We start from the raw sequence: 25,996 nt of genomic DNA on the forward strand, positions 1-25,996 counted from the left end.
TAAACGGTAGAACCTCCGTCAGCGGCAATGCGCAACCGAACTATCTACCCGGCACCTCCTACTGCATTGAGAGGCCGTTACTCTGGGGGCGCGCCTCAGTCAAAGTCGTGCTGTGATGTCTTCAACTTCAGCGTCATGTAACATTAAATCACATATCTAACCTATTATCAGTGAGTTCTTTACAAATTGCCGTCACTTCTCTCTGCTAACAACCATGAATAGTGCAGAGTGTGAAAAATGTCTCAAGCTCATCCTCTAAGCCAGAGGCCCTGGACGGAAATCCCGCCGGGTGTACAAGGTGGCCTTGTGTCTTCGTCTCGATCCATTGAGGCACCCACTCCGTCAAAAACTGAGAGAAGCTTGGTGCGGCGGAGGATACGGGGCCTTCGGCGGCTGGCTTCCGGCGAGGTCGCAGGGTGCATGACCAAGCCCATCTATACGGAAGGTAAAATGCCAAGTTCCGCAGGGTTTGATGTTGTCCTAGCCCTTTCTCCATCTTTTCCTCGACGAATCCCACCATGCCTCTCGTCTCCATGCGCGAACTGCTCGATCACGCAGCAGCTAACACTTACGGCATCCCTGCCTTCAACGTGAACAACCTGGAGCAGGTGCAGGCAGTGATGTCCGCCGCTGACGAGGTGGGCGCGCCAGTCATTCTTCAGGCCAGCGCAGGGGCGCGCAAGTACGCGGGCGAGAGCTTCATCAAGCATTTGATCGCCGCCGCCGCAGAAGCCTACCCGCACATTCCTCTGGTCATGCACCAGGATCACGGCACCAGCCCGGAAATTTGCCAAGGCGCTCTCGCATTGGGCTTTGGCTCGGTCATGATGGATGGGTCGCTCAGGGCGGATGGCAAAACGCCTGCAGATTTTGATTACAACGTTGAAGTCACGCGCCAGGTCGTGGCCATGGCCCATAAGCTGGGCGCCACAGTGGAAGGCGAACTTGGGTGCCTGGGAAGCCTGGAAACGGGTGAAGCCGGTGAAGAAGACGGCGTCGGCGCAGCAGGGAAATTGACCCATGACCAGATGCTGACCGATCCTGAGGAAGCCGCTCAGTTCGTCAAGGCTACCCAGCTCGATGCACTGGCCATTGCCATTGGTACCAGCCACGGCGCGTATAAATTCACGCGCCCACCCACGGGTGACGTGTTGGCCATTGCCCGCGTCAAGGAAATCCATTCGCGCATTCCTAACACCCACTTGGTGATGCACGGCTCGTCCTCTGTACCGCAGGATCTGCTTGCCCTGATCAACCAGTACGGCGGCAAGATGAAAGAAACCTACGGGGTGCCGGTGTCTGAGATTCAAGAAGCCATCAAACATGGTGTGCGCAAGATCAACATCGATACAGACGTCCGCTTGGCCATGACCGCGGCGGTACGCCAGTTCCAGGCTCAAAACCCTGACAAGTTCGACATGCGTGAATGGATGAAGCCCGCACGTGAAGCTGCCAAGGCCATCTGTAAGCAGCGCTACCTGGAATTCGGATGCGAAGGCCAGGGCGCGAAGGTCAAAGGCATGTCGCTTTCAGTGATGGCTGACAAATACGCCAAGGGTGAGTTGGCCCAGCAGGTGAATTAAGAACTGCTCAATGCGATAGCTGCTGGTGCTTCTATGAAGTGCCCGCAGCTTTTTTTGATCAGGACGTACGCCAGGTAGCTTCGTCATTCCCGGATGGCCGGCCCCGCGTGCAGGCGGGAATGACGACTCCCAGGTCCTGTCAATCCAATCCCGAGGACGATCTGAATGACTACCGCCACCTCTCTGCATACCAGCACCCTGCATAGCCTGCCACTGCTCGCGCGCGGCAAGGTGCGCGATAACTATGCTGTGGGCAACGACCGTATCTTGATGGTCGCCAGTGATCGCATCAGCGCCTTTGATGTCATCATGGGTGAGCCCATCCCGGGCAAGGGCGAGTTGCTCACGCAAATGGCGCTGTGGTGGTTCGAACAGCTGGATGGCATTGTGCCCAACCACTTAACCGGCGATGCGCCTGAGAGCGTGGTGTCGGCTGATGAGGTGGCGCAAGTTACTGGGCGCAGCATGTTGGTGAAACGCCTGAAGCCCATTCCTGTGGAAGCGGTGGTGCGCGGTTACCTGGCCGGTAGTGGCTGGAAGGAATATCAGGAAAACCGGGCTGTCTGCGGTGTGCCGCTCCCAGAGGGTTTGAAAAACGCCAGCAAGCTCCCGCATTCCATCTACACACCCGCCGCCAAAGCGGAAGTGGGCGAGCACGACGAGAACATCACCTTCGAGCGCACGGTCGAGATGATTGGCCCTGAGTTGGCAGGGAAGATACGTGACATCAGCATCCAGCTCTACGAGCGCGCTGCCGCAGTTGCTTTGAAGCGAGGCATCATCATTGCAGACACCAAGTTCGAATTCGGCTTGGACGATGCTGGTGAGTTGGTGTTGATGGACGAAGTGCTGACACCGGATTCCTCCCGCTACTGGCCTGCCGATAGCTATCAAGAAGGTAGCAATCCACCTAGCTTCGACAAGCAATTCCTGCGGGATTGGCTGGAGCAGGCGCAAGTGGACGGCAAGCCCTGGGCAAAATCACCACCAGCACCTACGTTGCCGCAAGCAGTGATTGAAGGCACCGCGGGCAAATACCGCGAGGCTATGGAACGCCTGACTGGCTAAGAGCCCAGGTTTCAGGTCAGGCGCAGTGCGTTCGGCCCGCCGCGAAGGTAGGCCAGGATGCTGAAGGCCGTGCTGCTGGAAGTCTTGGGGTTGGAAGCCGATGGGCGTGCTTCCGTCTCGAACTCGAAGCGACCCAGGGCGCTGGTCCCATCCAAGCGATGGCGATTGACCGTGGCATGCGGGTCCGCGATAAGTCGAACCGAGGTGTTCTCCATTCCTACCCCCGCCAAGGCCACGGTAGCGGCCACATTGGCGTTCTTGGGGTAGGCCAGGGCCACTTCGCGGGCGCTGCCTTCAAAGATGACGGTGGGTGCCGTCAGAGAACCGAGATCGAACTGTTCAGCGGCAGGCGTTCCTTCCCACGCCGTGGCCGGCTTGATGCCCGTGTAGCAAAGTGACTGCAAGCCGGCGGCTTTGGCACTCGTGATGGCATCGATGGCGGCCACTGCGCCATTGAACACAAGAAGGTGCTTGCCGCTTTCCAAGGCGGCGGCCCGGAGTTGTTCCAACAGCGTTTCATCGGCCAACGCGCCTGATGAGATCAAACCGAAATCTCGCCCACTAGACAGTACTTGGTGCCCATACATGGAGACGGCTGAGTGCCCGGCGGTCTCGATCACAAGCCCAACGTTCTCCGGCAGGCAAGCCAGGTTGTCGATGACCTGCACCATAGGTGGGACCATGTTCCTGTACTGCTCCACCTTGCCAGGCCGGACGACAACATGAATGTCTGGCCCTGCGTTGCCTGCAGCCTTCGTGAGCTCTTGCACGACGGTCTGGGCGGTGCCGCCATATCCAATGAGGGCGATCGATTGCATCATGATCCTAAAAACGATAGTTGAGCGGGAGCCCAGGAGTGTGGGCAGCCAGCGCTCGTTTTGCCGTCCACACCTCTGGAGTCACGAGACTTCCGAACTGAGTTGTCCGGCATAAAGGGTGGCCAGGCGGCTGGCGGCCGTCTTCAGTGCCTGGGTCATGGCGGCCTTGTCGCTGTGTTTCATGCGGTCCGTGGGCCCCACCAGAGAGACTGAAAGGATCACGCCCACCTGGGCCAGGGGAACCGGGGCAGCCACCGCGATGAGTCCGCGGTCAATTTCCTCCATGCACCACGCGATGCCGGTGCGTCGAACCTTCTCCAGCTCGGCTCGCAGCGCATCCAATGAAGTCAGCGTTCTAGGCGTCAGCGCGGGGAGCGGTTCCGTGCAGATCTGCCGAACCAATTCGTCGGGCTGAAAGGCGAGGATGGCCTTGGCCGATGCCGCAGCATGCGGAGGCATGAGATGCCCTGGGTTGACGTAGCCATACCAATCTCTTGGCGGCGTCATCATCATGATGCTCTCGATCTTCGTGCCGCGCAGCATACTGAGGAAAGCGGTTTCATGGAACTGCTCGGCCAGCTCACGCAAGATGCCTTGGGAGAGGGTGGCCAGGCGATTGGGAGATGCAGCAGCTCCCAGCAAGCGCCCAATGCGCGGCCCCAACCAATAGATGCGCCGTGCCGAAGAGCCCTCATCGCCTTCGCTGGGCGGGGGATCGGTTTCCAGGCACCCAGCGTGAAGCAGGCCGCTCAGCAAACGATGCAGCGTGGCTTTCGGAAGCCCCAGGGTCTCCCGCATCTTGCTGAACACCAGCCCCTCGGGATGTTGGCTGAGTAATTCCAGGATCAACAGTTGTCTCTCCAGGACAGCTGGCGATTTGGGGTCAGTCGATGTTTCCATGGTTGATTGAAGCACAAGGCCTGGGCTGTCTTGCAAGGACACCTGCAAGTTTTTCTTGACGGCCTTGTGACAAGAAAACATAATAGTTCCGAATATCGATAGTATAGTTCCGAAATTCGAGACTATAAGTAAAACAGGCGGCACGGAAAGCGATGAGCAACAGTACAGCGGTAACTTGGGACCGAGCAGGGCATCTGGTTCGAGTCATCTCCCCTGCCGGGGTGGAGATGAGCGGCTTTCATACGCCTGGCGGAAGCGACGCGCCCGTGCTGCTTTGCCTGCATGGCTTGAGCGGTCACCTGGACACCAGCTTTGTCTTCGAGTTCTTCAAAACCCGTTCTCCTTTGAGCGCATTTCATGTGCTCTCCATCGCCTCCAGCGGGCAGGGCAACATTTCCATGGCACGCCAAGGCCAGTTGCTTGAATACCGATTGGGTGGGTCGGCCTATGAACGCTTCGAGGAAAGCGTGGGAGACCTGGCGGCCTGGGTCGACTACGCCGCACAGTGCACCTCAGGGCCCATCATTCTTTTGGGCCACTCCCTCGGCGCCTCGAAGGTGACCCACTACCTGGCTCAGCGCAGGGATGCGCGTGTGAAAGGCCTTGTGCTGGCCTCCGCGCCGGATCTGAAGGGAGCATTTATAGCTTTGCATGGCCTGCAGCGGTTCGAGGAGTTCATGGCCGAAGCACGCAGCAAGGTCGCACAAGACCAGGGCCGCAGCCTAATGGGTGAAGACTGCGTCATTGGCTTGCTGCGCCAACGGGTGTCAGCGCAGACGCTGCTGGATCGCTTTGAGGACACCAGCACAGCGGACACGTTCGATTTCTTCGGCCGGGAATCCACCAAAGCCTTTCTTGCGCTGGAGCAAGTCACCGTGCCCATTCTGGCGGTGTACGGGCAGCACGGAGAAATCGTTGGCGAAAGCGGCACGGCATCGGCGTTGGCACTGTTGAAAAAGCGCGCCGTGCGTGCCCCCTCCTTCGATAGTCTCATCTTGGCAGGCAACCATTGGTATATGGGCGCTGAAGCGGCGTTCGCGAATGCGTTGGCTAGTTGGGCTACCGCACATTGCGTGGACGCTGCGTCCGCGGAGGTCCGCGCATGACCATCACCACCATCGCGGGAGTTTCCAGCGCGTATCTCTCCCGAAGGACGGATCCGATCGAGGTGCTGGAAGCCTGCATTCATCGCATCCAGGAGGAGAGCGCAGGTGCTGTCGGTGTGATTGCATCGCTCACCTTCGAGCGAGCACGTGAATCAGCGCGTGCAAGTGCGCAGCGCTGGCGCAAGGGGCAGCCGCTGAGCGCAATGGATGGCATCCCAATGGTTTGGAAAGACGTGTTTGACATGTCAGGCCAGGTCACTAAATGTGGTTCTGCCGTCAGGAAGAACGCGAGCACAAGCACCGAGGATGCTGCGTTGGTGCGCCAACTGGAGGCCAGCGGTGTGCTCAGCGTGGCCAAGACAGGGCTTAGCGAATTCGCTTACTCTGGCTTGGGCATCAATCCATTCGCCGGAACGCCAGTCAATCCCTGGGATCCGAAAACGCCACGTATCGTCGGAGGGTCCTCCTCGGGCAGTGCTGCCGCAGTGATCCGTGGCTGGGTTCCGTGCGCAATGGGGTCGGACACTTCCGGCTCTCTCAGGGTCCCGGCAGCGTTCACAGGTCTCGTGGGGTTCAAGCCCAGCCACGCTAGATATGCGACGGGCGGCATGTTTCCTCTAGCCCCGTCGCTAGATACAGCCGGTCCGCTGGTGCGCGATGTCCGTGACGCCAGCTTGCTGGATGCCGTGCTGACAGGCGCGTCCGCACCAACCATTGAGCTAAGCGACTGGACCTTCGTCGTTCCCAAAGGGCGCGCATTGGCAGTCAACACGCAAGAAGTACAAACCGTCTTTGAAGGCGTGTTGGAGCTCCTGTGCAGGCAAGGTGTGAAGGTCGTAGAACGTGTCTTTGATGTGTTCGAGAAAACGCGAGATCTATTCGATCAGCATGGCACGCTTGTCGCCGTTGAAGCCACACAGGTGCATCGCGAACTACTGCAAAGCGAAGCTCTCAATTTGGTCGACCCACGGGTAGCTGCACGGATGAAACTGGGTGCACAGTTGAGCGAGTCTGCATCGGCGCAGGTGAAAGGTCAGCGGGTGTCTCTGCTCGCGCGGTCGCAAGCAGATTTGCCGGCAGGCGAAGTGCTGCTATACCCCACGGTCTGCATGACGGCCCCTGAGATCGCTCCACTTGATGAAGATGCCGCCTGGTTCGCCGCCTGCAACGCGCGTGTACTGCAGAACACCATGCTGGGCAGCTACCTCAATATGCCCACGCTCAGCCTGCCAGCAGGCCAAGCGACCAACGGATTGCCTGTGGGTATTTCACTCAGCATGAACGCCGGGAGCGACTCTCTTTTGCTTGGATTGGCACAGCAATTGCAAGACAAGCTGCGCTCCGGTTGAGTCGGTTTTTTCTCCTTCCATACGTCAGAGCCCCATCCATTTCTTCCATGTCCTCCAGGAGCATTCCCATGAACTGTATTCCTCGCCATCTAGCCCTGAAATCTGTCGCCGCCGGCGCCGCGATCAGCTTGCTGTCGCTATTGAACACAGCGCACGCGCAGGAGAAGACGTTGCGCATTGCCATGACCGTTGGCGACATTCCGCGCACCCATGGTCAACCAGATCAGGGGCTGGAAGGAACGCGTTTCACCGGCATTCCTATGTACGACGCTCTCACGCAGTGGGACCTGTCCAAAGCCGACGGCCCCAGCTTGTTGATCCCCGCTCTGTCCACGAATTGGCAGGTTGATGCGAAAGACAAGACCAAGTGGGTGTTCAAGCTTCGCCCCGGGGTTAAGTTTCATGACGGCGCTGCCTTCAACGCCGACGCAGTGGTCTGGAACGTTCAGAAAGTCCTGGACAAATCCGCACCTCATTTTGATGCCAGCCAAGTCGGGGTGACGACGTCACGCATACCCACTCTGGTGTCGGCCCGCAAGATCGACGACCTCACGGTGGAGTTGACCACCACCGAGCCTGATTCCTTCTTGCCGATGAACCTGATCAACCTGTTCATGGCATCACCTTCGCACTGGGAGGCCAAGCTGAAAGCTGTGCCGGCCAGCGTGAAAGATCCGGCTGAGCGCGCCAAGCAAGCTTGGAGCGCCTTCGCGGCAGACGCGTCGGGCACCGGACCATTCAAGATGACACGCCTGGTTCCGCGCGAACGGCTGGAACTGGTCGCCAACAAGGCTTACTGGGATCCGAAGCGTACGCCCAAGCTCGACAAGGTGGTGCTGTTGCCCATGCCTGAGGCCAATGCGCGCACCGCAGCACTCCTGGGAAATCAGGTTGATTGGATTGAGGCCCCAGCGCCGGATTCCATGCCGGTCATCAAGCAACGTGGTTTCGTCATTCACTCGAACGCGCAGCCGCACGTGTGGCCTTGGCAGCTATCCATGCTCCCGGGATCTCCTTGGGCGGACAAGCGGGTACGGCATGCGGCCAACCTGTGCGTGGATCGCGCAGGTATGAAATCCATGTTGGGCGGCATGATGGCAGAACCAAAAGGTGTGGTTCCACCTGGCCACCCATGGTGGGGTAATCCGAAGTTTGATATCAAGTACGACATCAAGGCCGCGCAAGCCTTGATGCAGCAGGCAGGCCATTCCGCCGCCAAGCCGCTGAAGGTCAAGGTGCAGATCTCGGCTTCCGGGTCTGGCCAGATGCAACCGCTGCCGATGAACGAAGCCGTTCAACAATCGCTCAAGCAGTGCTACTTTGATGTCGAGTTCGACGTGGTCGAGTGGAACACTTTGTCCACCAACTGGCGCCTCGGTCCTAAGGATACATCGGCCCACGGCGCGAACGCTACCAACGTCAGCTTCTCGGCTATGGATCCGTTCTTTGGCTTGGTGCGTTTCTCGTCTACCAAGACTTTCCCACCACTTTCGAACAACTGGGGTTACTACGGTAACGCGGAGGTCGACAAGCTGGTGGCTGATGCGCGAACCTCGTTCGACGACAAATCCCGTGATGCCGCGCTGGGCAAGCTCCATGCGCGCATGGTGGAAGACGCACCGTTCATCTTCGTCGCCCACGACGTAGGTCCGCGCGCGATGTCCTCCAAGGTCAAGAACGTCGTGCAGCCGCGCAGCTGGTATATCGACATCGCCACAATGACAAAAGACTAAAGCCCAAAGCAGAAGGCGGCGCTGCGGCGATCTCCTCCAAGGTATCTCCGCTCCCGCCCTTCCTCTGGTCCATCATCTCAGCCCATGCTCGCCTATATCCTGCGCCGTCTCCTTCATGCCATGCCCACCATTCTGGGCGTCGCGCTGGTCTGCTTCGCGCTGGTGCACCTGGCACCGGGCGATCCATTGGTAGCGGTTCTCCCGCCGGACGCTACGGCTGAACTGCAAGCACAACTGCGCGAGCTCTACGGCTTCAACCGCAGCCTGCCCGAGCAGTTCTTCAGCTGGATCTGGCGCGCGTTGCAAGGCGATCTCGGGACTTCCATCGCCACCAGCCGGCCAGTGGTGGATGAAGTCATGACGGCTGTTGGTCATACACTGCGCCTGGCTGTGGTCGCGATGGCCATTGGCTTCATCCTGGGTTGCCTGTTCGGCTTCGTAGCGGGCTACTTCCGCAATTCTTGGGTCGATCGGGCGGCGTCTGTGGTGTCGGTGCTGGGCGTGTCAGTGCCGCACTACTGGTTAGGCATGGTGATGGTGATTGTGTTCTCCTCGCTATTGGGCTGGTTACCGGCTTCGGGCGCGGGCTCCAGCGAAGCCGGCGAATCGCGTTGGAGCTTTGAACAGATGAAGTTCATGATCCTGCCGGCGGTGACCATGGCCGTGATCCCCATGGGCATTGTGGCGCGCACCGTGCGTGCCTTGGTCGCTGACATTCTTGAGCAGGAGTTTGTATTGGGCTTGCGAGCCAAAGGGCTCACGCACTTTGGCGTCTTCCGCCACATCGTCAAGAACGCCGCACCCACCGCGCTGGCTGTCATGGGCCTGCAACTAGGTTACCTGCTGGGCGGTTCCATCCTGATCGAGACCGTCTTCAACTGGCCTGGAACCGGCTTCCTCCTCAATTCAGCCATCTTCCAGCGCGATCTGCCGCTGCTGCAAGGCACCATCCTGGTACTGGCCATGTTTTTCGTGGTGCTCAACCTGCTGGTGGACATCCTGCAAACCCTGCTCGATCCTCGGATCGAGCGGGCCTAGTCACTACATTGAAGGAGCACATGGACATGGACACCATGCTCTCGTCTCCCGCTACCGTGCAAGCGCCGCCGGTTCAGCGCTCACGCGGCTATTGGGCATCGGTCTGGCTTCGGCTGCGGCGCGACCCGGTGGCCATAGGCGCTGCCATCGCAGTGCTGCTGCTGATTGCCTTGGCTGTGTTCGGGCCTTGGCTCGCGCCAGCCGATCCTTATCAAGCCTCCATGCTCAAACGGCTCAAACCGATTGGCACGGAAGGGCACCTTCTGGGCACCGATGAACTGGGTCGAGACATGCTGTCACGCTTGATCGTGGGTGCGCGGCTGTCGCTATTCATTGGCATCACACCGGTGCTGTGCGCATTCGTGATCGGCTCGGCTATTGGTATAGCTGCCGGTTATGCGGGCGGCGCGGTCAATAGCGTGATCATGCGCACGGTCGACGTGTTCTACGCTTTTCCTTCCGTGCTGCTGGCCATTGCGCTGTCTGGCGCGCTGGGTGCCGGGGTTCTGAACTCACTGATTTCGCTGACCATCGTCTTCATTCCGCAAATCGCACGCATTGCCGAGACCGTCACCACCCAGGTGCGCGGACGAGACTATGTGGAGGCCGCGCGCGCCACGGGTGCAGGGCCTTTTCTGATCGTGCGCGAGCATGTGCTGGGCAACGTGCTGGGGCCGATCTTCGTTTACTCCACCAGCCTTATCGCTGTGTCGATGATTCTGGCCTCTGGCTTGTCCTTTCTTGGCATGGGCGTCAAGCCGCCCGAACCCGAGTGGGGCCTGATGCTCAATACTTTGCGCACGGCGATCTATGTGCAACCCTGGATCGCTGCACTGCCGGGCCTGATGATCTTCATCACGTCGATCTCGTTCAATCTTCTGTCCGACGGCCTGCGAGCGGCCATGGACAACAAGGGCTAGTCCGTATGTCGATGGAATCAATGCCCAACATGGCTCAGAATCCCCGCGGTGACAACTCAGGTCCTCAAGCGGAACCACTGCTGAAGGTCGGTGGACTGAAGAAACACTTTGCGCTGACCAAGGGGACTTCCTTGTTTGGCGGGCAGCGCAAGGTGGTGCGCGCTGTCGACGGCGTGGACTTCGAAGTCATGAAAGGCGAGACGCTGGGTGTGGTTGGCGAATCCGGTTGCGGCAAATCGACCACGGCCCGTTTGCTGATGCAATTGATTGAGCCAAGTGCCGGAGAAGTGGTGTTCGACGGCCGCGTAGTGGGCAGCCGCGAATTGCCGCTAAAGGAATTCAGGCGCCAGGTGCAGATGGTGTTCCAGGACAGTTACGCTTCTTTGAACCCCCGGCTGACGATAGAGGATTCGATTGCCTTCGGCCCGCGTGTACATGGTGTGTCGGCGCGCGAGGCCACGGCGCGAGCGCGTGACCTGCTGGCGCGAGTGGGCTTGCAACCGGATCGCTTCGCCGAACGCTACCCTCACGAGCTCTCAGGCGGCCAACGTCAACGCGTAAACATCGCCCGCGCACTCGCGCTGCAGCCACGCATGGTGATCCTGGACGAGGCTGTGTCCGCGCTCGACAAGTCGGTCGAAGCACAGGTGCTCAACCTGTTGCTGGATCTCAAGTCCGACTTCGGGCTGACCTATGTGTTCATCAGCCATGATCTCAATGTGGTGCGTTTCATCAGTGACCGTGTGATGGTCATGTACCTGGGCAAGGTTGCAGAGGTCGGCCCGTCAGAAGCTCTGTTCGATCAACCCGCACATCCCTACACGAGTGCATTGCTGTCCTCCATGCCGTCCATGGATCCTGACCACCGCACCGAAGAAGTGCCGTTGTCTGGCGATCCACCCAACCCCATCGATCCCCCTAGCGGTTGTCGATTTCACCCACGTTGCTCGCATGCGGCGGCGGTCTGCTCCACGATCGAGCCCCCACGTGTGCTGCGCGCACAGCAGTCGGTTGCCTGCTTGATCCACCAACGGGGTAGCGGCCACCCACAAGCGCTACCGGCATGAATGCGGAAGGTGTGTCCTTGAATACCGAAACAGAACCTCTCATCCGCCTGAGTGATTTACACGTCACGTTCACGGGTGGGCGAAAACCCGTACATGCCGTCAACGGCGTCAGCCTCAACGTCCGCCAGGGCGAAGTTGTCGCCCTGATAGGCGAGTCGGGCTCCGGCAAAAGCGTGACCATGCGCACCCTTTTGCGTCTGCATCCGCCCCGGCGTAGCCAGGTCACCGGTGAGGTGCGCGTGGCCGGCCGGGATGTACTGGCCATGTCGGGTCGTGAGCTGGCCGACTACCGGGGCAAATTCGTCTCCATGATTTTCCAGGAGCCGCTGTTGGCACTGGATCCGGTCTACACCGTTGGCGCGCAGATCACCGAAACCATCCGCCGGCACGAACCCGTTTCCAAGGCTGAAGCGCAGCGGCGTGCGCTGGAACTGTTCGAGCGTGTGCGCATTCCCAGCCCTGAACGCAGGCTGCAAGCCTATCCGCACGAGATGTCCGGCGGCATGCGCCAACGCGCCATGATTGCGCTTGCCCTGGCTTGCCGGCCGCAGGTGCTGCTGGCCGATGAACCCACTACTGCGCTTGACGCCACGGTGCAAATTCAGATTCTGCTCCTGCTGCGTGAACTCCAAAGGGATCTTGGCCTGTCGGTCTTGTTTGTTACGCATGACATTGGAGCGGCGGTCGAAGTGGCTGATCGCATTGCCGTGATGTATGCCGGGCGCATTGTCGAAGAGGGCACCGCACGCGAGCTGATCCGAGCACCACGCCATCCATACACAGTGGCCTTGCTCAAGAGCCGCGCCCATGGTGCCTTGGCACCAGGCAGCCGGCTCGAAACCATTGGCGGAGCGCCACCTGATCTTGCGGCCTTGCCTGCGGGTTGTGCCTTTGCTGAGCGATGCAACTGGGCTGAGGAGCGCTGCCGTCGCGCTCAGCCTGCCCCAGTGCATATGTCTTCGCAGCACTGGGCACGTTGCTTGCGTACAGACGCTGTGGCTGAGAGCGGCCCCGTTGCAGTGGGTTGAAGGTCTCGGAAGGCAGTCGAACGCCGTCTGCGAATGGGCCGGTATCGCTTTGTGCGCGTTCACACCTTCTGAGGGTGATCGTTTCCCAGTTCCGATCATCCCAGGGCAGCGCGAGGCGAATGATCTAGCCGCTGGCAGACCGGTTTGCGATCGCCTTCTTCAATGCGGTGATCGAGGACTCGTGGTATTTGCGGATAGCGCTGACCGCTGCGTCGGTTGATCCCGCAACAACCGCATCGACCACGGCTTCCAATTCGGACACGATTGACGATGCTCGGCCCGGCATCATGATGGCCTGGAACCATACCCTGACCAGTTGCGAATTGAGCATGCTGAGTACACGCGTACCTGTACTGTGCTCCGAGATCTGCCACATCTGCTCTCGGACCGCGCGCGAGGCGCGGCCTACCGCTAAGGCATCGTCATGCGACAAAGCAACGCGCATATGCTGCGCGAGTGCCTTGAGGGTTACGCGATGTGCGGCAGTCATCTTTTCCACCGTGAATGGCACCATCATGGCTTCCAGAGCGCCACGGACCTGAAATATCTCGATCGCCTCAGCTTCCGTGATGCGTCGAACGTGTGTGCCTTTAAACGGCTCACTGACCACCAGGCCGTCTTGTTCTAGGCGTGCCAGCGCCTTGCGGATGTTGGCGCGGTTGGTGCCTAGTCGCAGTGCGTAGTCCGCTTCAACGAGGCGCTCATTGGGCATGACCTCCCCTCTCAAGATCATGCTTTTCAGCAGACCGTACTCGTCGGGTGTTTTCTTGGTGGCCATAGCTTCTCGTGTACTGCGGTGGTTCTTGGTAGTGATCAAAGCGATTCTCAACGATCTTGGGAAAGATATAGCCTCCTAAATAGAAAACCAAATTGTTGACAATCTGGTTAACCATGCGGCATACTTGCGTCCATCCCTGGCACTCGACAGGTTTTTCGCAGATTGGAGACAAACGGATGAAACGAACAGACTGGAGATTTGACCTTCGCAGTGTGCTTTGCGCTCTGTCACTCGGTGCGGCGGCTTTGGCAGCCAATGCCGCGGATTGGCCTAGCCGCCCTATCAAACTGGTGGTGCCATCAGCGCCCGGTGGAGGAGCAGACACATTAGCGAGGCTCTACGTCAATCAGATCCAGGGGGACCTGACTCAGCCCATCGTGATGGACTACAAGCCCGGGGCTGGGGGAGTGTTGGCTGCGCAAAGCGTCAAAAGCACGGTACCGGACGGGCACACGCTTTTCATCACCAATACGTCGATCCTGGGGGCTAACCTGTTTCTCTACAAGTCTCTGACATACGACCCGGTGGCCGATTTCACGCACATCGGCATGATCGCGGCGTCCGGATCCGTTGCACTGGTTTCGGCTAAAAGTTCGATGAAAAGCCTTCCCGCACTGATTGCCCATGCACGCGAGAACCCAGGCAAGGTCTCGTTCGGTTACTACGCATCGTCATCAAGGATTCCGGCTGAGGTCCTCAAGGCGCGCGCGGGGGTTGATATTCTGGGTGTCCCCTACAAGAACATCACGCAGATCACCACTGATCTGATGGGTGGTCAGATTAGTTTTGCATTTCTTGATTACGGTAGCGCTGCTGCGGCCATTGGCGCGTCCACGCTAGTGCCCATTGCCGACACTGGCACGCGGCCATTTCCGCTGTGGCCAGATGTCCCGACGCTATCCAGCATGTATGACGGCCTAGTGTTCGGGGGCTTCTACGGCCTGTCCGCCCCAAAGGGTACGCCGAAAGCCGTGGTTGACCAGTTGGCGAAATCGATCGCCAAGGCCCAGGCGCAGCCAGCCTTTCGCGCTCAGATGCAGAAGCTGGGCTACCTGCCAGTGAACATGACACCTCAGCAATTCACGGACGCCGTCAAGGCTTTGCCTGAGCGCTGGGGTCCTTGGATGAAGGCGGCAGGCATCGAACCGCAGTAAGCCTGACGTTTGTCTCCCACCATTTGATCGACTCGACATCACAGAGGAAGCTATGGCTATCCATCAAAAAAAATTCCAGCCTGAAGCCACTGGTGCCCTGAAGGGGGTACGGGTACTCGACCTGAGTCGGCTGGTCTCAGGAAACACCCTGACATTGGTGTTGGCCGACCTGGGGGCCGAGGTGGTGAAGATTGAATCGCCTTCGGGCGACAACCTCCGTGCGTGGATCAAAGGGGGGGTTGCCACTGATTGGAAGTCGCTAGCTCGCAACAAGAAAAGCCTGGGCATCGACATGCGTCAGCCGGCCGGGCTTGAGCTTTTCAAGCGCCTGGTTCGCGACGTGCAAGTTGTGGTGGAGAACTTCAGACCCGGGACTCTGGAAAAAATGGGGATTGGTCCTGACGTGCTTCACGAGTTGAATCCGAAACTCGTCATAGCGCGTATCAGCGGTTTCGGACAGACAGGCCCATATCGCCATCGTCCTGGATTCGGTACGCTGATTGAAGGCATGTGCGGTCTGGCTGATGCCACCGGATTCTCGGACAGGGGGCCTGTGCTCCCTCCAGGGCCACTCGCCGATACCTGCGCGGGTTACTGCGGGGCTATTGCCACCCTGGCAGCGCTGCGCGAAGTGGAAATCAATGGCGGCAGGGGACAGGTCATTGACCAATCGTTGTTCAACCCTCTGTTCGTGGCGCTGGGCGCTCAGGCGGCCAATTACCGTGCTACCGGAAAAAAACGGCCGCGAAACAGCAACAGCAATCTCTATCAGACGGGCGATGGCAAGTATGTGACCTACACCGCGTCCATGGAGCCCATGCCTCAGCGCATGCTGGAGGCGATCGGAAAGGGCGAATACAACCTCATTGCAGAGTACCGCGGTGTGGCAGGACGCGCCAACCATGGGGAAGAGATTCGCGGGTGGATTCAGGACTTCATGGCGGACATGACGCAAGACGAAGTGGTGGCGTATTTCGACGCGAAGGAAGTGACGGTTGCTCCGGTGTTTGACATTGGGCAAATTCTGGATGATCCCCACTTCCAGGAGGCCGAAACGGTGGTCGAGCTGCCTGATGAAGACATGGGAATGGTGCCTATGTATGGGTTTGTCAACAAACTCAGCGGAACGCCGGCGCAATTCTTCCGTCCCGCGCCACGCATTGGTGAGCACAACGAAGAAGTCACCAGCTGGATTGCCATGTCGCCAGACGAGCGTAAGGCACTTGAAGAGGCTCGAGTCATTCACACTGGCAAGGTGGAGGCTGTGCCGGCAACTGATTTTTCCTACCAGTAAAACGAGAGGCAAGCCATGGCGGACTACCCAAACAGTGTGCGCATCAATGAAGATGGCCCGCGCGAAGGGTTTCAGATCGAGAGAGCAGACATCCCTTCGCAGGACAAGATTGAACTGATCGACGCGCTATCGCAGACCGGACTGAAGTCCATTCAGGTCGCGTCGTTTGTGCACCCAAAGCGCGTACCCAGCATGGCTGACGCTGAAGCTGTCGTCGCCGGCATCAGCATGCGAGCCGATGTCGAATACACCGCGCTCTTCATGAACGAACGCGGGCTCGAGCGTGCGCTTGCTACTGGGAGGCTTTCGCCGCGAGCAAGCTTTGGATTGAGTGCCTCGCCGGCGTTCCTGGCTCGCAATGCCAACGCCAGCGTGGAGAAACAGAAGGAGAGCAAACGCGCCATGGTGCGGCTGATGCAGGAGCGCGGCATTGCTCCTGCCAATGTAGGCAACATTAGCGCGGCATTTGGATGCAACTTCCAGGGAGACATCGGCATTCCTGCATTGCTGGACACAGCCCGGGACGTTTTTGAGTTGGCGCAGGAGTTCGATGTGAAGATCGAATCGCTAGGCCTCTCAGACACCATGGCCTGGGCTACGCCGAACAAGATTCGTCACGCCCTTCATGCGTTGCGGGAGACCTACCCTGATGTAGACATCTCGCTGCACCTTCACAACACACGCGGAATGGCGGTTGCCAACGCGCTAGCCGGCCTTGAAATGGGCGTGACGGAATTCGACACGTCCATTGGTGGTCTAGGTGGATGTCCCTTTGCTGCCCATAAGGGTGCGTCGGGCAATCTCTGCACTGAAGATTTCGCGTTTATGTGCGAAGAAATGGGGATTTCCACGGGGCTGGATCTGGACGCCCTGATTGACGCAGCTCGCTTGGCGGAGCGCATTGTTGGGCATCCTCTACCGGGCTCTGTCATGCGCGGAGGCAGCCTCTCAAGAATGCGTGTCTTGAATCAGGTCAGCGTATGAATGACGACAGATCCATCTTTGACGTGGAGAGCATCACCCTGGTGGCTGACGGGTTCGCCTTCGCGGAAGGCCCGCTTTGGGATCCCCAGGGTTTCTTCTATTTCGCCGATGTCCGTCGCGACGAACTGCATCGAGTGGTTCCTGGCGATGCTCCATCGTTTGTCCGGCGGACGAAAAACGGCAACGGCCTCACTTTTGATTTGACCGGAAAACTGGTCCAGTGTGAGGGCGACACGCGTCGATTGACTCGCTGGGACCCTGCAACTGATACGGAAAGTGTGGTGCTCGATCAACTCGACGGCAAGCGCTTGAATCGACCCAATGACGTCATTTGCGCGCGTGATGGAACGCTCTACTTCACTGACCCGGGCCAGCGCGTGCCGATGGAAGCACGAGACTTGGACGCGGCAGTCTGGCGAATTCGGCCTGAGGGTAGCGTGGAGTTGGTGGCCTATTGCGAATACCCGAACGGCCTGGCGTTCTCTCCAGACGAGAGACGGCTTTATGTCGCCAACACGCGCTTCCAGCAATACATTCATGCCATTGACCTCGACGCCTCCGGCGCGGTCGTGGGTCGACGCATCTTTGCCGACATGAGCGGCGGTTCGAGCGCGGGCGTCCCCGATGGCATCAAAGTGGACATTGCTGGCAATGTGTACTGCACCGGGGCAGGGGGTATCTGGGTTTTTGCGCCGGATGGTACACACCTGGCAACACTCGGATTTGCAAAGCCGGCGGTCAATATGGCCTTTGGTGGAGAGGATATGAAGACCATGTTCGTCTGCGCGCACGACACGCTCTACACCGTACGGACCCGTTTCCCAGGGCTTCCAAGCGCTTGGCAGCAAGCGGCGGTGAGTGTCCCACCACTTCCTGCCTGACGAGTTGGTGCCTCGCGTATTCGCCACCACGACTATAACTTTCATCACACACTTTTCTATCCGAAAGAACTCGTTATGCAAGCAGGCTTTCAGGTCCTCAAGCGCCGTAGCGCGGTCGACCTCAAATGGGTTGAAAAATTCAAGGGCATTCCTGTGGCCAATATCAGCGATTCGATGTCACGGCTGTCGGGAGCAGGCTCAACACTTCGACCGATGCACTCCGGCGGCGTCGTCTGTGGCCCTGCGCTTACCGTCAAGACCTGTCCGGGGGATAACCTGATGACACACATGGCGCTGAATATGGGTGTGGAAGGCGACGTGATCGTGGTTGACGCGGACGGTGCGGTTACCAATGCCATCATCGGCGAGCGCATGCTGGCGTATTGCATTGCCAAGAAATTCGCCGGCATCATCATCAACGGCGCTATCCGCGACATGGGGTGGATCAGACAACACGACTTTCCGGTCTATGCCGTAGGAGTGACCCATCGTGGGCCTTACAAGAATGGCCCCGGCGAAATCAATGTTCCGGTCTCGCTAGGTGGCATGGTCGTCATGCCGGGCGATTTGATCGTTGGAGACGAAGATGGGCTGGTGTGTGTTCCTCAGGCCGAAGTGGCAAGCGTGCATTCAAAAGCAGCAGCCAAGTTCAAGCACGAAACCGACACTTTCGCTGCGATTGGCATCACCGACAATAATGCAGCCAGCTATCGCGCAAAGCTGGAGAAGCTGGGGTGCTTTTTCGAAGACTGAAGCATTTTCTGTACGCAAGGAGCACGGAATGCGCAGAAGCCGCGAGAGACGGATGGATTGGCGGCTCTGAGTGGAGCCTGTGAGGAGGTGGACCCTAGGCGTCAGAATTTTGGGTTGAAACTTACGTTCATAAGCGACGCTCAGCGATGTAGTTCTCAGTATTCGATCTTTAAAGGATCGGGAGTCTCTCGTAACCGAGTGACGTCTACGAAACAGCTAAAGGAAGGGGTTGATGGCTTGCAGGAACTTCCACATCGAGTGAGTCACCTGTATGAGCCTTGCTTCCATCGCAACATACTAAAGACCTTGACCAGGTTTTTAGAGCCACGATCATGAGGTTAGGAGTTCATAGGGAGTTAGCCGCTTCATCGCCCTCAGCCTGTAGCGCAAAATACCCCCCATGAAAACACCACCAAGACTGCAACCTCTGGTCGAAGAAGGCCTGATCGACACCGTGGTGCGCCAACTGATGAGCGGCAAGGAGGCCATGGTCTATGTCGTGCGCCTGGGGGACGACACCATCTGCGCCAAGATCTACAAGGAAGCGACCCATCGCAGCTTTCGCCAGGCCGTGGACTACACCGAAAACCGCAAAGTCAAGAATTCACGATCGGCCCGCGCCATGGCCAAAGGCAGCAAGTTTGGTCGCCAGGAGCAGGAAGCAGCCTGGCAAAGCGCCGAGGTTGACGCGCTCTACCGGCTGGCCGCGGCAGGTGTGCGGGTGCCCACGCCCTACAACTTCTGCGACGGTGTTTTGCTGATGGAGTTGGTAACGGACGCGGATGGCGACGCCGCGCCGCGCCTGAATGATGTGGTGTTCACCCCTGACGAGGCGCTGCGCCACCACGCCACGCTGATCAAGGAGGTGGTGCGCATGCTGTGTGCCGGTGTGGTGCATGGCGATTTATCCGAGTTCAACATCCTGCTCGCCGCCGACGGCCCCGTCGTAATTGACCTGCCCCAGGCCATTGATGCCGCAGGCAATAACCACGCCCAGCGCATGCTGCTTCGCGACGTGGACAACCTCAAGAATTTCTTCGGCCAGTTTGCCCCTGCGCTTCTGAGAACACGCTATGGCGAAGAAATCTGGAGCCTTTATCACAGCGGCATGCTGTCGGTGGAGTCGGTGCTGACCGGCCGGTTTGAGCGCTCCAAAAGATCCGTGGATGTGGGGTCCGTGCTGCGCGAGGTGGACGATGCGCGGGCGGAAGAGGCGGCGCGGCTGGTACGGATGGGGGCTCGGTAGTCAGCGCGCCCGAAAAGATCGCGAACACGTGCTTAGCCGTGGCTTCCATTGTCCGGTTGCACAGGATCGGCACCAATCAGTGCGGCAAGGTTCAACTCCCGAATGAGCTCAGCCACGGCTTCGCCCAAGTAAGTGGAGGGCAGGCGCCGTGATCGCGCCAAATAGCTGATGTTGCGCGAGCCCATGCCTGCAATGCGCGCGCTGGTGAATTCCTTGCTGGATTGCGCCAGCTTGGCTTCTCCATGGCCTACAACGCTGTAGCCAATTCCCAGCCGGATCAGATCAAACACGGCCAGCATGGTGTCTGCCTCCACCACAACGTTCAATGGCGTATTGGTACGGCGCCTGGTCAATTCCAGGTTCGCTCTAATGGAATTGGAGAGCGACGGAAGAATCAGAGGAAAGCGCGCTAGCTCCTCGAATGGAATGGCCGGAGGGAGTTCCTGGCCGCCCGCGCGCAATCCTATGAGCACATAGTGCTCCTCCGTCAGGGGTTCGACCACCAGATCGTCGAGCTCCTCCAGATTGAATAGCACGGCCACTTCCACGTGCCCCTGGTTGAGCGCGGTGACCAACATCGGGGTTTTGTTCTCGATGATGGAGATCGTTGCGTTGGGAAACCGAGTCCGAAACGCTTTGACCAAAGGAGGGGTCAGAACCCGTGCCAGGCGAGGAACGAGCCCGACGGAGATCTTCCCAGTGAGATCGGAGCTCGCGCTTCGGAGCGCTTCCCTTCCGCTCGCAATGGCTTCAAGAATGGCCTGTGCATGCGGCAAGAACGCCTCCCCGGTGGGCGTGAGGGCAACTCCGCGACCCGTGCGGAGAAACAGCTTGGTGTTGAGATCCTCCTCCAGGAGGCGAATCTGCCGACTCAGCGAGGGCTGAGAGATGTCAAGCGCCCTCTCAGCTTTGCTAAAACCTCCAAGCTGTGCAATGCAAACGAAATGCTTCAGTTGGCTAAAGTCCATCCCCCGAACTATAGAGGGATCGAATATCCGATAGTTGATCGCGACTATGGATTGACGCGCACTCACTCCATAAACTTCACGAAAGGCCAGAGCGTGGAACGGGCGATAGGGCCTATGTCCAATCCACGCAGCTTTCAAATGATGAAGAAGTCGGGCTGTTTGGGGTGTGGCGCGCGTCTATTGCATGGGCACTGCTTAGATCGCTGAAGCCGCTCCGATCCGCTGAACCAGGAGACAAAAAAATGAAGTGGGCAGATGTAGCCGGCACGACTATCCGATACGAGTTTCGGGAGGGGTCTGGCGATCCAGTGGTGTTCATTCATGAAATGGGCGGCAGCCTCAACAGCTGGGATCGTTTGCTCACACGGCCGGAGATCACGCGTCCGGTACTTCGTTATGACACGCGCGGCTCCGGTATGTCCGAGAAGTTGCGTGATGTGCCCACCATGGACGAGCTGGCGGATGATTTGGTGCATCTGCTCGATATGCTGGGGATGACCCAACCCATTGCGCTTGCAGGGTGCGCTACTGGAAGCGCGGTCGCTTTGACGTGCGCTGCCCGCCATCCTCAGCGTGTGTCGGCGATCGTTGCCATGAGTCCGGTGACCGAGGTGGCTGTGGCGCGGCGGCTGAGTCTTCTGGATGTCGGTGATCGGATGGAGCGCAATGGTTTGCGCACCATGGTGGACGCCTCCCTGGCGACGAGCTATGCCGCTGAGCTTGTAGATGACCAAGCGGTCTTCCAAGAGTTTCGGGCCCGTTGGCTGGCCAACGATCCGACCAGCTTTGCCTATCAATACCGGATGCTCGCCGACCTTGATATCCGCGCAGCATTCGATCAGGTAGTTTGCCCTGTGTTGGTGGTGGCCGGGCGCCATGACCCTTTGCGGCCCGTCGCTTTGTCGAAGGAAGTGGCGTCAAAAATTTCGGGGGCCAGGTATCTGGAACTGGATGCTGGGCATTTCATGCATGTCCAGGCGCCCGGGCCGGTGGCCAATGCATTGAACGGATTTCTCGACTCCGTTTGACCTCCAGGCCCACTGAATAGAACTTGGATTTTTCCGGGGTTGATCAAGGCGTCCATACCGATTTGCTTTCAAAAACATAAACCGAACGGTGTTTATGGAGGAAGCGCAACTGGGTATGAGGCCTTGGCCGGCTCTTTAACTTAACGAAGCACATCCATTGGAGTTGAAATCATGAGTGAAAAATTTGTCCATCTCGAAGTCACCGACGGCGTTGCATTGGTCACCATGGACCGCAAGCCCGTCAACGCATTGAACCGTGAGATGCGCCGCCAATTGGTGGCCACCTTCGATGCCATCTCTGACCGCGACGACATTCGCTGTGCAGTATTGACGGCTACCGGCAACGTGTTCTGCGCTGGTGCTGATTTGAAGGACAGGCCTGACAGCGAGGTCGCAGGTGATTTTCTCGACCACAACCGCATCACACGCGAGACAGGCAATTCGATTCGTGAGTGCTCCAAGCCGGTGATCGCCGCTATTAACGGTACCGCATTGGGCGCCGGGCTAGGTTTGGCTGCAGCCTGCGACATTCTTTACGCCTCTGAGAACGTTACGGTGGGAATGCCTGAGATCAACGTGGGCTTGGCAGGCGGGGCCTCCATGCTCAAGACACTCTTTGGACGTTCGACTCTCCGCAGAATGTTTTTCACCGGACAGCGACTGACGGCACAAGAGCTTTTGAAGCGCAACGTCATTGAAGATGTGGTGGCTGAGAAAGACCTGCTCCCAGTCACGATGGCGCTGGCACGCGAGATCGCTTCAAAAGCACCGCTGGCCACGATCTACGCCAAGCGTGCCGCCAATATGGTGGATTTGATGCCCCAGCGGGATGCGTACCGCTTTGAGCAGGAATTCACTGTGGCGCTCTCGAGGACCGAGGATGCGCGGGAAGCGCGCATGGCATTCCTGGAAAAACGCGCCCCCGTTTTCAAGGGCCGTTGATCACATGAGCGCTCTCGACCACATCGTCCCCGGCGAGGGGTTAGATGCCTTTTTCTCTGCTGACAGTGTTGCGATCATCGGTGCATCCGACGATCCCACCAAGATTGGCGGCCGGCCGGTACAGCTTTTGCTCAAGTACGGTTACGCGGGCGCGATCTATCCCATCAATCCAAAGGGTGGAATCATCCAGGGCCTCCAGGCCTACCCTTCCATTCTCGATACACCGAAAGCGCCTGAGCTGGCCATACTGGCGGTTCCCGCGCAGGCCTCGCTACAGGCCGTGACAGACTGTGCGAACCGCGGCGTACGCGGCGTGATTGTGTTGTCTTCAGGCTTCGGCGAGTCTGGCCCCGAAGGGGTTGCCTTGCAGGAGGAGTTGGTTCGGGTGGCACGCAGCAAGGGTATGCGCCTTCTGGGCCCAAACTGCCTGGGTGCTATCAATATTGAATCTAAGCTGATTGGAACATTCTCGATTGCACTGGAGCAAAGCTTGCCTCCTGCCGGCAAGGTGGGCATCGTTTCTCAATCGGGCAATATCGGCAGCTTCACCATGCGCAACATGGCCGACCGTGGCCTTGGGGTGAGTCGCTTCATCGCTACCGGCAATGAAGCAGACGTTGATGTTTCAGACGGCATTGCAGCTCTCGCGCAAGACCCGAACACGCACATCATCCTCTGCTGCATGGAAACCTGCCGGCATGCCGAGCGCTTGATCTCCGCGTTGGACATGGCGCGCAAGGCCAACAAGCCCGTGATTGCTCTCAAGATTGGCTCCACGGAGCAGGGCCAGGCTGCTGCGGCTTCGCACACAGGCGCCATGATGGGGTCTGACGCGGTGTTTGACGCCGTCTTCCGGCGCTATGGCGTACTGCGCGTGCACTCGTTTGAGGAACTGCTCGATCTCGGACATGCGGCGGCGCTATTGGGTTCGCAGCGCCTGCCCACAACTGATGCAGTGACACTGGTCGCCGCATCCGGCGGCTTCGGCATCATGATGGCGGATTCCATGGTGCAAGCAGGCATGACGCTGCCGCAGTTGGCAGAGTCCACCAAAGCCCAGATACGCGAAGCGGTGCCAACGGCAGGCACCAACAATCCAGTCGATGCTTCTGCGCAAATGTCTGCGCGGCCTGACATTCTCTTGAAGATGTTGACGGCGTTGCAAAACGATGAGTCCGGCAGCACCTTGGTGCTGCTCCTCGCACTCTCGCTCTACAACCCTCGCTTGAAGGATGTCTACCTCGAGGCTCTGACCAAGATTCGCGCCAGCCATCCGGATCGACTCATGGTCATGATCAGTCAAGGGCCGCGCGAAGCTGTTGCTCAGATCAATGCGCTCGGCATCCCCGTGTTTCCAAGCATTCCGGCTGCGGCAGCCGGAATGGCGGGACTCTTCAAGCTCGGTCAGTTGAACCGTATCTCAATTGCTCCGGCATACAGCGGCGCTGTAGAGAACATCGATGAGCTGGCTTTTCGCAATGAGTTTCACGCGAAAAAGGCCTTGCGTGAGTTCGGAATCTCTGTTCCGCGCGAAGACATTGTGTCCTCCGAAGAAGCTGCTGTGGCCTGCGCGCGAACGACTGGCTATCCGGTCGTGCTGAAAATTGCATCCGAAGATATTCCGCACAAGACCGAGATCGGAGGCGTGGCTCTGAACCTGCGAAGCGACGAAGATGTGCGCCAAGCGTATACACGCATCATGACCAAGGTCCGCGAGCGTGCGCCCAATGCGCGCGTTGACGGCGTGCTGGTGGCTCCCATGGCTCAAGGCGGTGTCGAGTTGATCGCAGGTGTGTCGCGCGATCCGGTGTTTGGTCCTGTGGTCATGGTGGGGATTGGCGGCGTCTACGCAGAAATTCTCAAGGATGTTTCGGTGCAGGTGGCACCGGTATCCGAAGCCGAAGCCCTTCGCATGCTCCAAGCCCTGAAGATGTTCCCGCTGCTTGATGGCGCGCGCGGGCAACCTAAGGCTGATGTCGCCGCCGCGGCGAGAACTGTGGCCTTGCTTTCCGAGTTCGCGTGCAAATACGCGGGCAACGTGGGCGAGATTGATATGAACCCCGTTCTGGTCAAGCCGCTCGGTGAGGGTGTCGAGGTTCTTGACGCTTTGATGATTCCGCTTTCACGCTCAGCCTCAGCAGGTTGATCAACGCATATGCAAACCGAACAAACACAGGCCCTGGAGGCCATCTCTGCCGGCCCTCCGGCCTATCGGCGGTATGCCCGCAACTGGTTGGCCAGCAACTTGCCAGCGCACATGCGCTGGGACACACTGGACTACCGCTCGCCCACGCTGGAGGAATGCCGTACGTGGGAAGCGTCCATGTATAGCGCCGGTCTGGCCGGAATGACATGGCCTAAGGCCTACGGCGGCTTGGGCCTCACGTTGCGTGAGCATCTGGTGGTGAACAAGGAAGTTGGCGCCTTGGCCATGCCTGAGAGCGTGAGCTCCATCGGCAAAGAGCTGGCCGGACCCATCATCCAGACCGTGGGTACAGAAGCGCAAAAGCAGCAGTTCTTGCCACGCATCCTTTCTATGGGTGATTTCTGGTGCCAAGGCTTTTCCGAGCCAGATGCTGGTTCAGATCTTGTGCGTCTTCGTACCAAGGCGACGCAGGAGGGAGATCACTGGCGCATCAATGGCCAGAAAATCTGGACCAGCGGAGCAGCCAAGGCGCACTACTGCCTTCTGTTGACCCGCACCGGCACCGTGGCAGACAAGCACCGCGGATTGCTGATGTTTGCCGTGCCAATGAACACACCCGGGATTCGAGTGGTTCCCATCAAATCGATTGATGGAAAGGAATCGTTCGCAGAGGTCTTCTTTGACAACGTGGTGGTTCCTGATTCCGCACGCTTGGGCGCACCTGATGAAGGCTGGAATGCAGCCATTCGCGTGCTTTCCATCGAGCGGGCGACCAACCGCATGTACCGACCCTGGCGCTTCGAGTGTGAGCTGAGGCAACTTGTGGCCGCATGCAAGTCTGACCCCAAGCTCGCGAAGCTTCTTCAAGATGGTTACTACCAACGGCGGATAGGTGACCTGGTTGGTGAGATTGATGCGCACAAGGGCCTGGTGGAGCGCACCGTTGAAAAAATGGTGTCAGGTGAAAAAATAGGCGCTCAAGGCTCATTAACCAAACTCTATTGGTCTGAATGCCATCAAGCCTTCATGGGCCTTGCATTGGCCTTGGTTTCGCATGTGAACCCGCTGTCCAGCCCCTTGGCCAGACGTGCACGAGACCACTTCACGACAGCGTATCTCTTTGCCCGCGCAGAGACCATCTACGCCGGCGTCACGGAGGTGCAACTCGACATCATTGCCCAGCGCATCATGGAATTGCCTAAGGACCTTTGA

General features: G+C 58.8%; 23 protein-coding genes. 19 read left to right on the plus strand and 4 right to left on the minus strand.

Translation table 11 applies throughout. The features are described 5' to 3' along the window. Window positions 1–518: 518 nt before the first annotated feature. Both fba and G518_RS0112905 read left to right on the plus strand, forming a co-directional pair. Window positions 519–1,583, plus strand: a complete 1,065-nt coding sequence (fba, locus tag G518_RS0112900; RefSeq protein WP_028602900.1) for a class II fructose-bisphosphate aldolase — start codon at window positions 519–521, stop codon at window positions 1,581–1,583. A 165-nt stretch (window positions 1,584–1,748) separates the two neighbouring features. After that, complete coding sequence (locus G518_RS0112905; protein ID WP_028602901.1) at window positions 1,749–2,651, plus strand: phosphoribosylaminoimidazolesuccinocarboxamide synthase; 903 nt, start codon at window positions 1,749–1,751, stop codon at window positions 2,649–2,651. 11 nt (window positions 2,652–2,662) lie between these two features. On the opposite strand, the gene G518_RS0112910 is transcribed toward G518_RS0112905, so the two are convergent. Together G518_RS0112910 and G518_RS0112915 are read right to left on the minus strand one after the other, a co-directional pair. Beyond that, the gene (locus G518_RS0112910) at window positions 2,663–3,469 is read right to left on the minus strand and encodes an aspartate dehydrogenase (RefSeq protein WP_028602902.1); all 807 of its coding nucleotides are present in this window, start codon (window positions 3,467–3,469) and stop codon (window positions 2,663–2,665) included. 81 nt (window positions 3,470–3,550) lie between these two features. Continuing rightward, the gene (locus tag G518_RS0112915; protein ID WP_051236561.1) at window positions 3,551–4,450 is read right to left on the minus strand and encodes an IclR family transcriptional regulator; all 900 of its coding nucleotides are present in this window, start codon (window positions 4,448–4,450) and stop codon (window positions 3,551–3,553) included. A 71-nt stretch (window positions 4,451–4,521) separates the two neighbouring features. On the opposite strand from G518_RS0112915, the gene G518_RS0112920 reads away from it, so the two are divergent. The 7 genes from G518_RS0112920 (at window position 4,522) to G518_RS0112950 (ending at window position 12,610) form a co-directional block, all read left to right on the plus strand. Beyond that, complete coding sequence (locus tag G518_RS0112920) at window positions 4,522–5,475, plus strand: alpha/beta hydrolase (RefSeq protein ID WP_028602904.1); 954 nt, start codon at window positions 4,522–4,524, stop codon at window positions 5,473–5,475. After that, window positions 5,472–6,824: an amidase family protein gene (locus G518_RS0112925; RefSeq protein WP_028602905.1), complete on the plus strand. Its 1,353-nt coding sequence runs from the start codon at window positions 5,472–5,474 to the stop codon at window positions 6,822–6,824. Before G518_RS0112920 ends, G518_RS0112925 begins: the two co-directional genes overlap by 4 nt. A gap of 68 nt (window positions 6,825–6,892) precedes the next feature. Then, on the plus strand, window positions 6,893–8,557 hold the full coding sequence (locus G518_RS0112930) for an ABC transporter substrate-binding protein (protein ID WP_036594501.1): 1,665 nt from the start codon (window positions 6,893–6,895) through the stop codon (window positions 8,555–8,557). 84 nt (window positions 8,558–8,641) lie between these two features. Then, window positions 8,642–9,595: an ABC transporter permease gene (locus G518_RS0112935; RefSeq protein ID WP_028602907.1), complete on the plus strand. Its 954-nt coding sequence runs from the start codon at window positions 8,642–8,644 to the stop codon at window positions 9,593–9,595. 26 nt (window positions 9,596–9,621) lie between these two features. After that, a complete protein-coding gene (locus G518_RS0112940) occupies window positions 9,622–10,515 on the plus strand; it encodes an ABC transporter permease (RefSeq protein ID WP_028602908.1) in 894 nt (297 codons plus the stop codon). Window positions 10,516–10,544: 29 nt separating this feature from the next. Next, the gene (locus G518_RS0112945) at window positions 10,545–11,582 is read left to right on the plus strand and encodes an ABC transporter ATP-binding protein (protein ID WP_028602909.1); all 1,038 of its coding nucleotides are present in this window, start codon (window positions 10,545–10,547) and stop codon (window positions 11,580–11,582) included. Window positions 11,583–11,599: 17 nt separating this feature from the next. Then, the gene (locus tag G518_RS0112950) at window positions 11,600–12,610 is read left to right on the plus strand and encodes an ABC transporter ATP-binding protein (RefSeq protein ID WP_028602910.1); all 1,011 of its coding nucleotides are present in this window, start codon (window positions 11,600–11,602) and stop codon (window positions 12,608–12,610) included. Between the two features lie 124 nt (window positions 12,611–12,734). On the opposite strand, the gene G518_RS0112955 is transcribed toward G518_RS0112950, so the two are convergent. Next, entirely contained in the window at window positions 12,735–13,388 is a 654-nt protein-coding gene (locus tag G518_RS0112955; RefSeq protein WP_156909378.1) for a GntR family transcriptional regulator, read from the minus strand. Between the two features lie 176 nt (window positions 13,389–13,564). On the opposite strand from G518_RS0112955, the gene G518_RS0112960 reads away from it, so the two are divergent. The 6 genes from G518_RS0112960 (at window position 13,565) to G518_RS0112985 (ending at window position 19,700) form a co-directional block, all read left to right on the plus strand. Next, the gene (locus G518_RS0112960; protein ID WP_028602912.1) at window positions 13,565–14,542 is read left to right on the plus strand and encodes a Bug family tripartite tricarboxylate transporter substrate binding protein; all 978 of its coding nucleotides are present in this window, start codon (window positions 13,565–13,567) and stop codon (window positions 14,540–14,542) included. 52 nt (window positions 14,543–14,594) lie between these two features. After that, complete coding sequence (locus tag G518_RS34995) at window positions 14,595–15,836, plus strand: CaiB/BaiF CoA transferase family protein (protein ID WP_051236563.1); 1,242 nt, start codon at window positions 14,595–14,597, stop codon at window positions 15,834–15,836. Between the two features lie 15 nt (window positions 15,837–15,851). Beyond that, window positions 15,852–16,820: a hydroxymethylglutaryl-CoA lyase gene (locus G518_RS0112970; protein WP_028602913.1), complete on the plus strand. Its 969-nt coding sequence runs from the start codon at window positions 15,852–15,854 to the stop codon at window positions 16,818–16,820. Beyond that, window positions 16,817–17,701 carry an SMP-30/gluconolactonase/LRE family protein gene (locus G518_RS35000; RefSeq protein ID WP_051236564.1) on the plus strand — a complete coding sequence of 295 codons (885 nt, stop codon included), beginning with the start codon at window positions 16,817–16,819 and terminating at the stop codon, window positions 17,699–17,701. The genes G518_RS0112970 and G518_RS35000 overlap by 4 nt, the downstream gene beginning before the upstream one ends. Before the next feature lie 75 nt (window positions 17,702–17,776). Beyond that, window positions 17,777–18,454 (plus strand): RraA family protein, encoded by a 678-nt coding sequence (locus G518_RS0112980; protein WP_028602914.1) that lies wholly within the window; start codon window positions 17,777–17,779, stop codon window positions 18,452–18,454. 400 nt (window positions 18,455–18,854) lie between these two features. Further along, on the plus strand, window positions 18,855–19,700 hold the full coding sequence (locus tag G518_RS0112985; protein ID WP_028602915.1) for a PA4780 family RIO1-like protein kinase: 846 nt from the start codon (window positions 18,855–18,857) through the stop codon (window positions 19,698–19,700). Between the two features lie 32 nt (window positions 19,701–19,732). On the opposite strand, the gene G518_RS35005 is transcribed toward G518_RS0112985, so the two are convergent. Beyond that, window positions 19,733–20,668, minus strand: a complete 936-nt coding sequence (locus G518_RS35005) for a LysR family transcriptional regulator (protein ID WP_051236565.1) — start codon at window positions 20,666–20,668, stop codon at window positions 19,733–19,735. Between the two features lie 242 nt (window positions 20,669–20,910). Between G518_RS35005 and G518_RS35010 the strand changes: the two genes are divergently transcribed. The 4 genes from G518_RS35010 to G518_RS0113010 all read left to right on the plus strand — a co-directional run bounded on the left by G518_RS35010 (window position 20,911) and on the right by G518_RS0113010 (window position 25,996). Beyond that, a complete protein-coding gene (locus G518_RS35010) occupies window positions 20,911–21,696 on the plus strand; it encodes an alpha/beta fold hydrolase (protein ID WP_051236567.1) in 786 nt (261 codons plus the stop codon). A gap of 171 nt (window positions 21,697–21,867) precedes the next feature. Next, a complete protein-coding gene (locus tag G518_RS0113000) occupies window positions 21,868–22,638 on the plus strand; it encodes an enoyl-CoA hydratase/isomerase family protein (RefSeq protein WP_028602916.1) in 771 nt (256 codons plus the stop codon). A gap of 4 nt (window positions 22,639–22,642) precedes the next feature. Continuing rightward, the gene (locus G518_RS0113005) at window positions 22,643–24,784 is read left to right on the plus strand and encodes an acetate--CoA ligase family protein (protein WP_028602917.1); all 2,142 of its coding nucleotides are present in this window, start codon (window positions 22,643–22,645) and stop codon (window positions 24,782–24,784) included. 9 nt (window positions 24,785–24,793) lie between these two features. Then, entirely contained in the window at window positions 24,794–25,996 is a 1,203-nt protein-coding gene (locus G518_RS0113010) for an acyl-CoA dehydrogenase family protein (RefSeq protein ID WP_036594506.1), read from the plus strand.

The organism is Ottowia thiooxydans DSM 14619, assembly GCF_000422885.1.
GTDB lineage: Bacteria > Pseudomonadota > Gammaproteobacteria > Burkholderiales > Burkholderiaceae_C > Ottowia > Ottowia thiooxydans.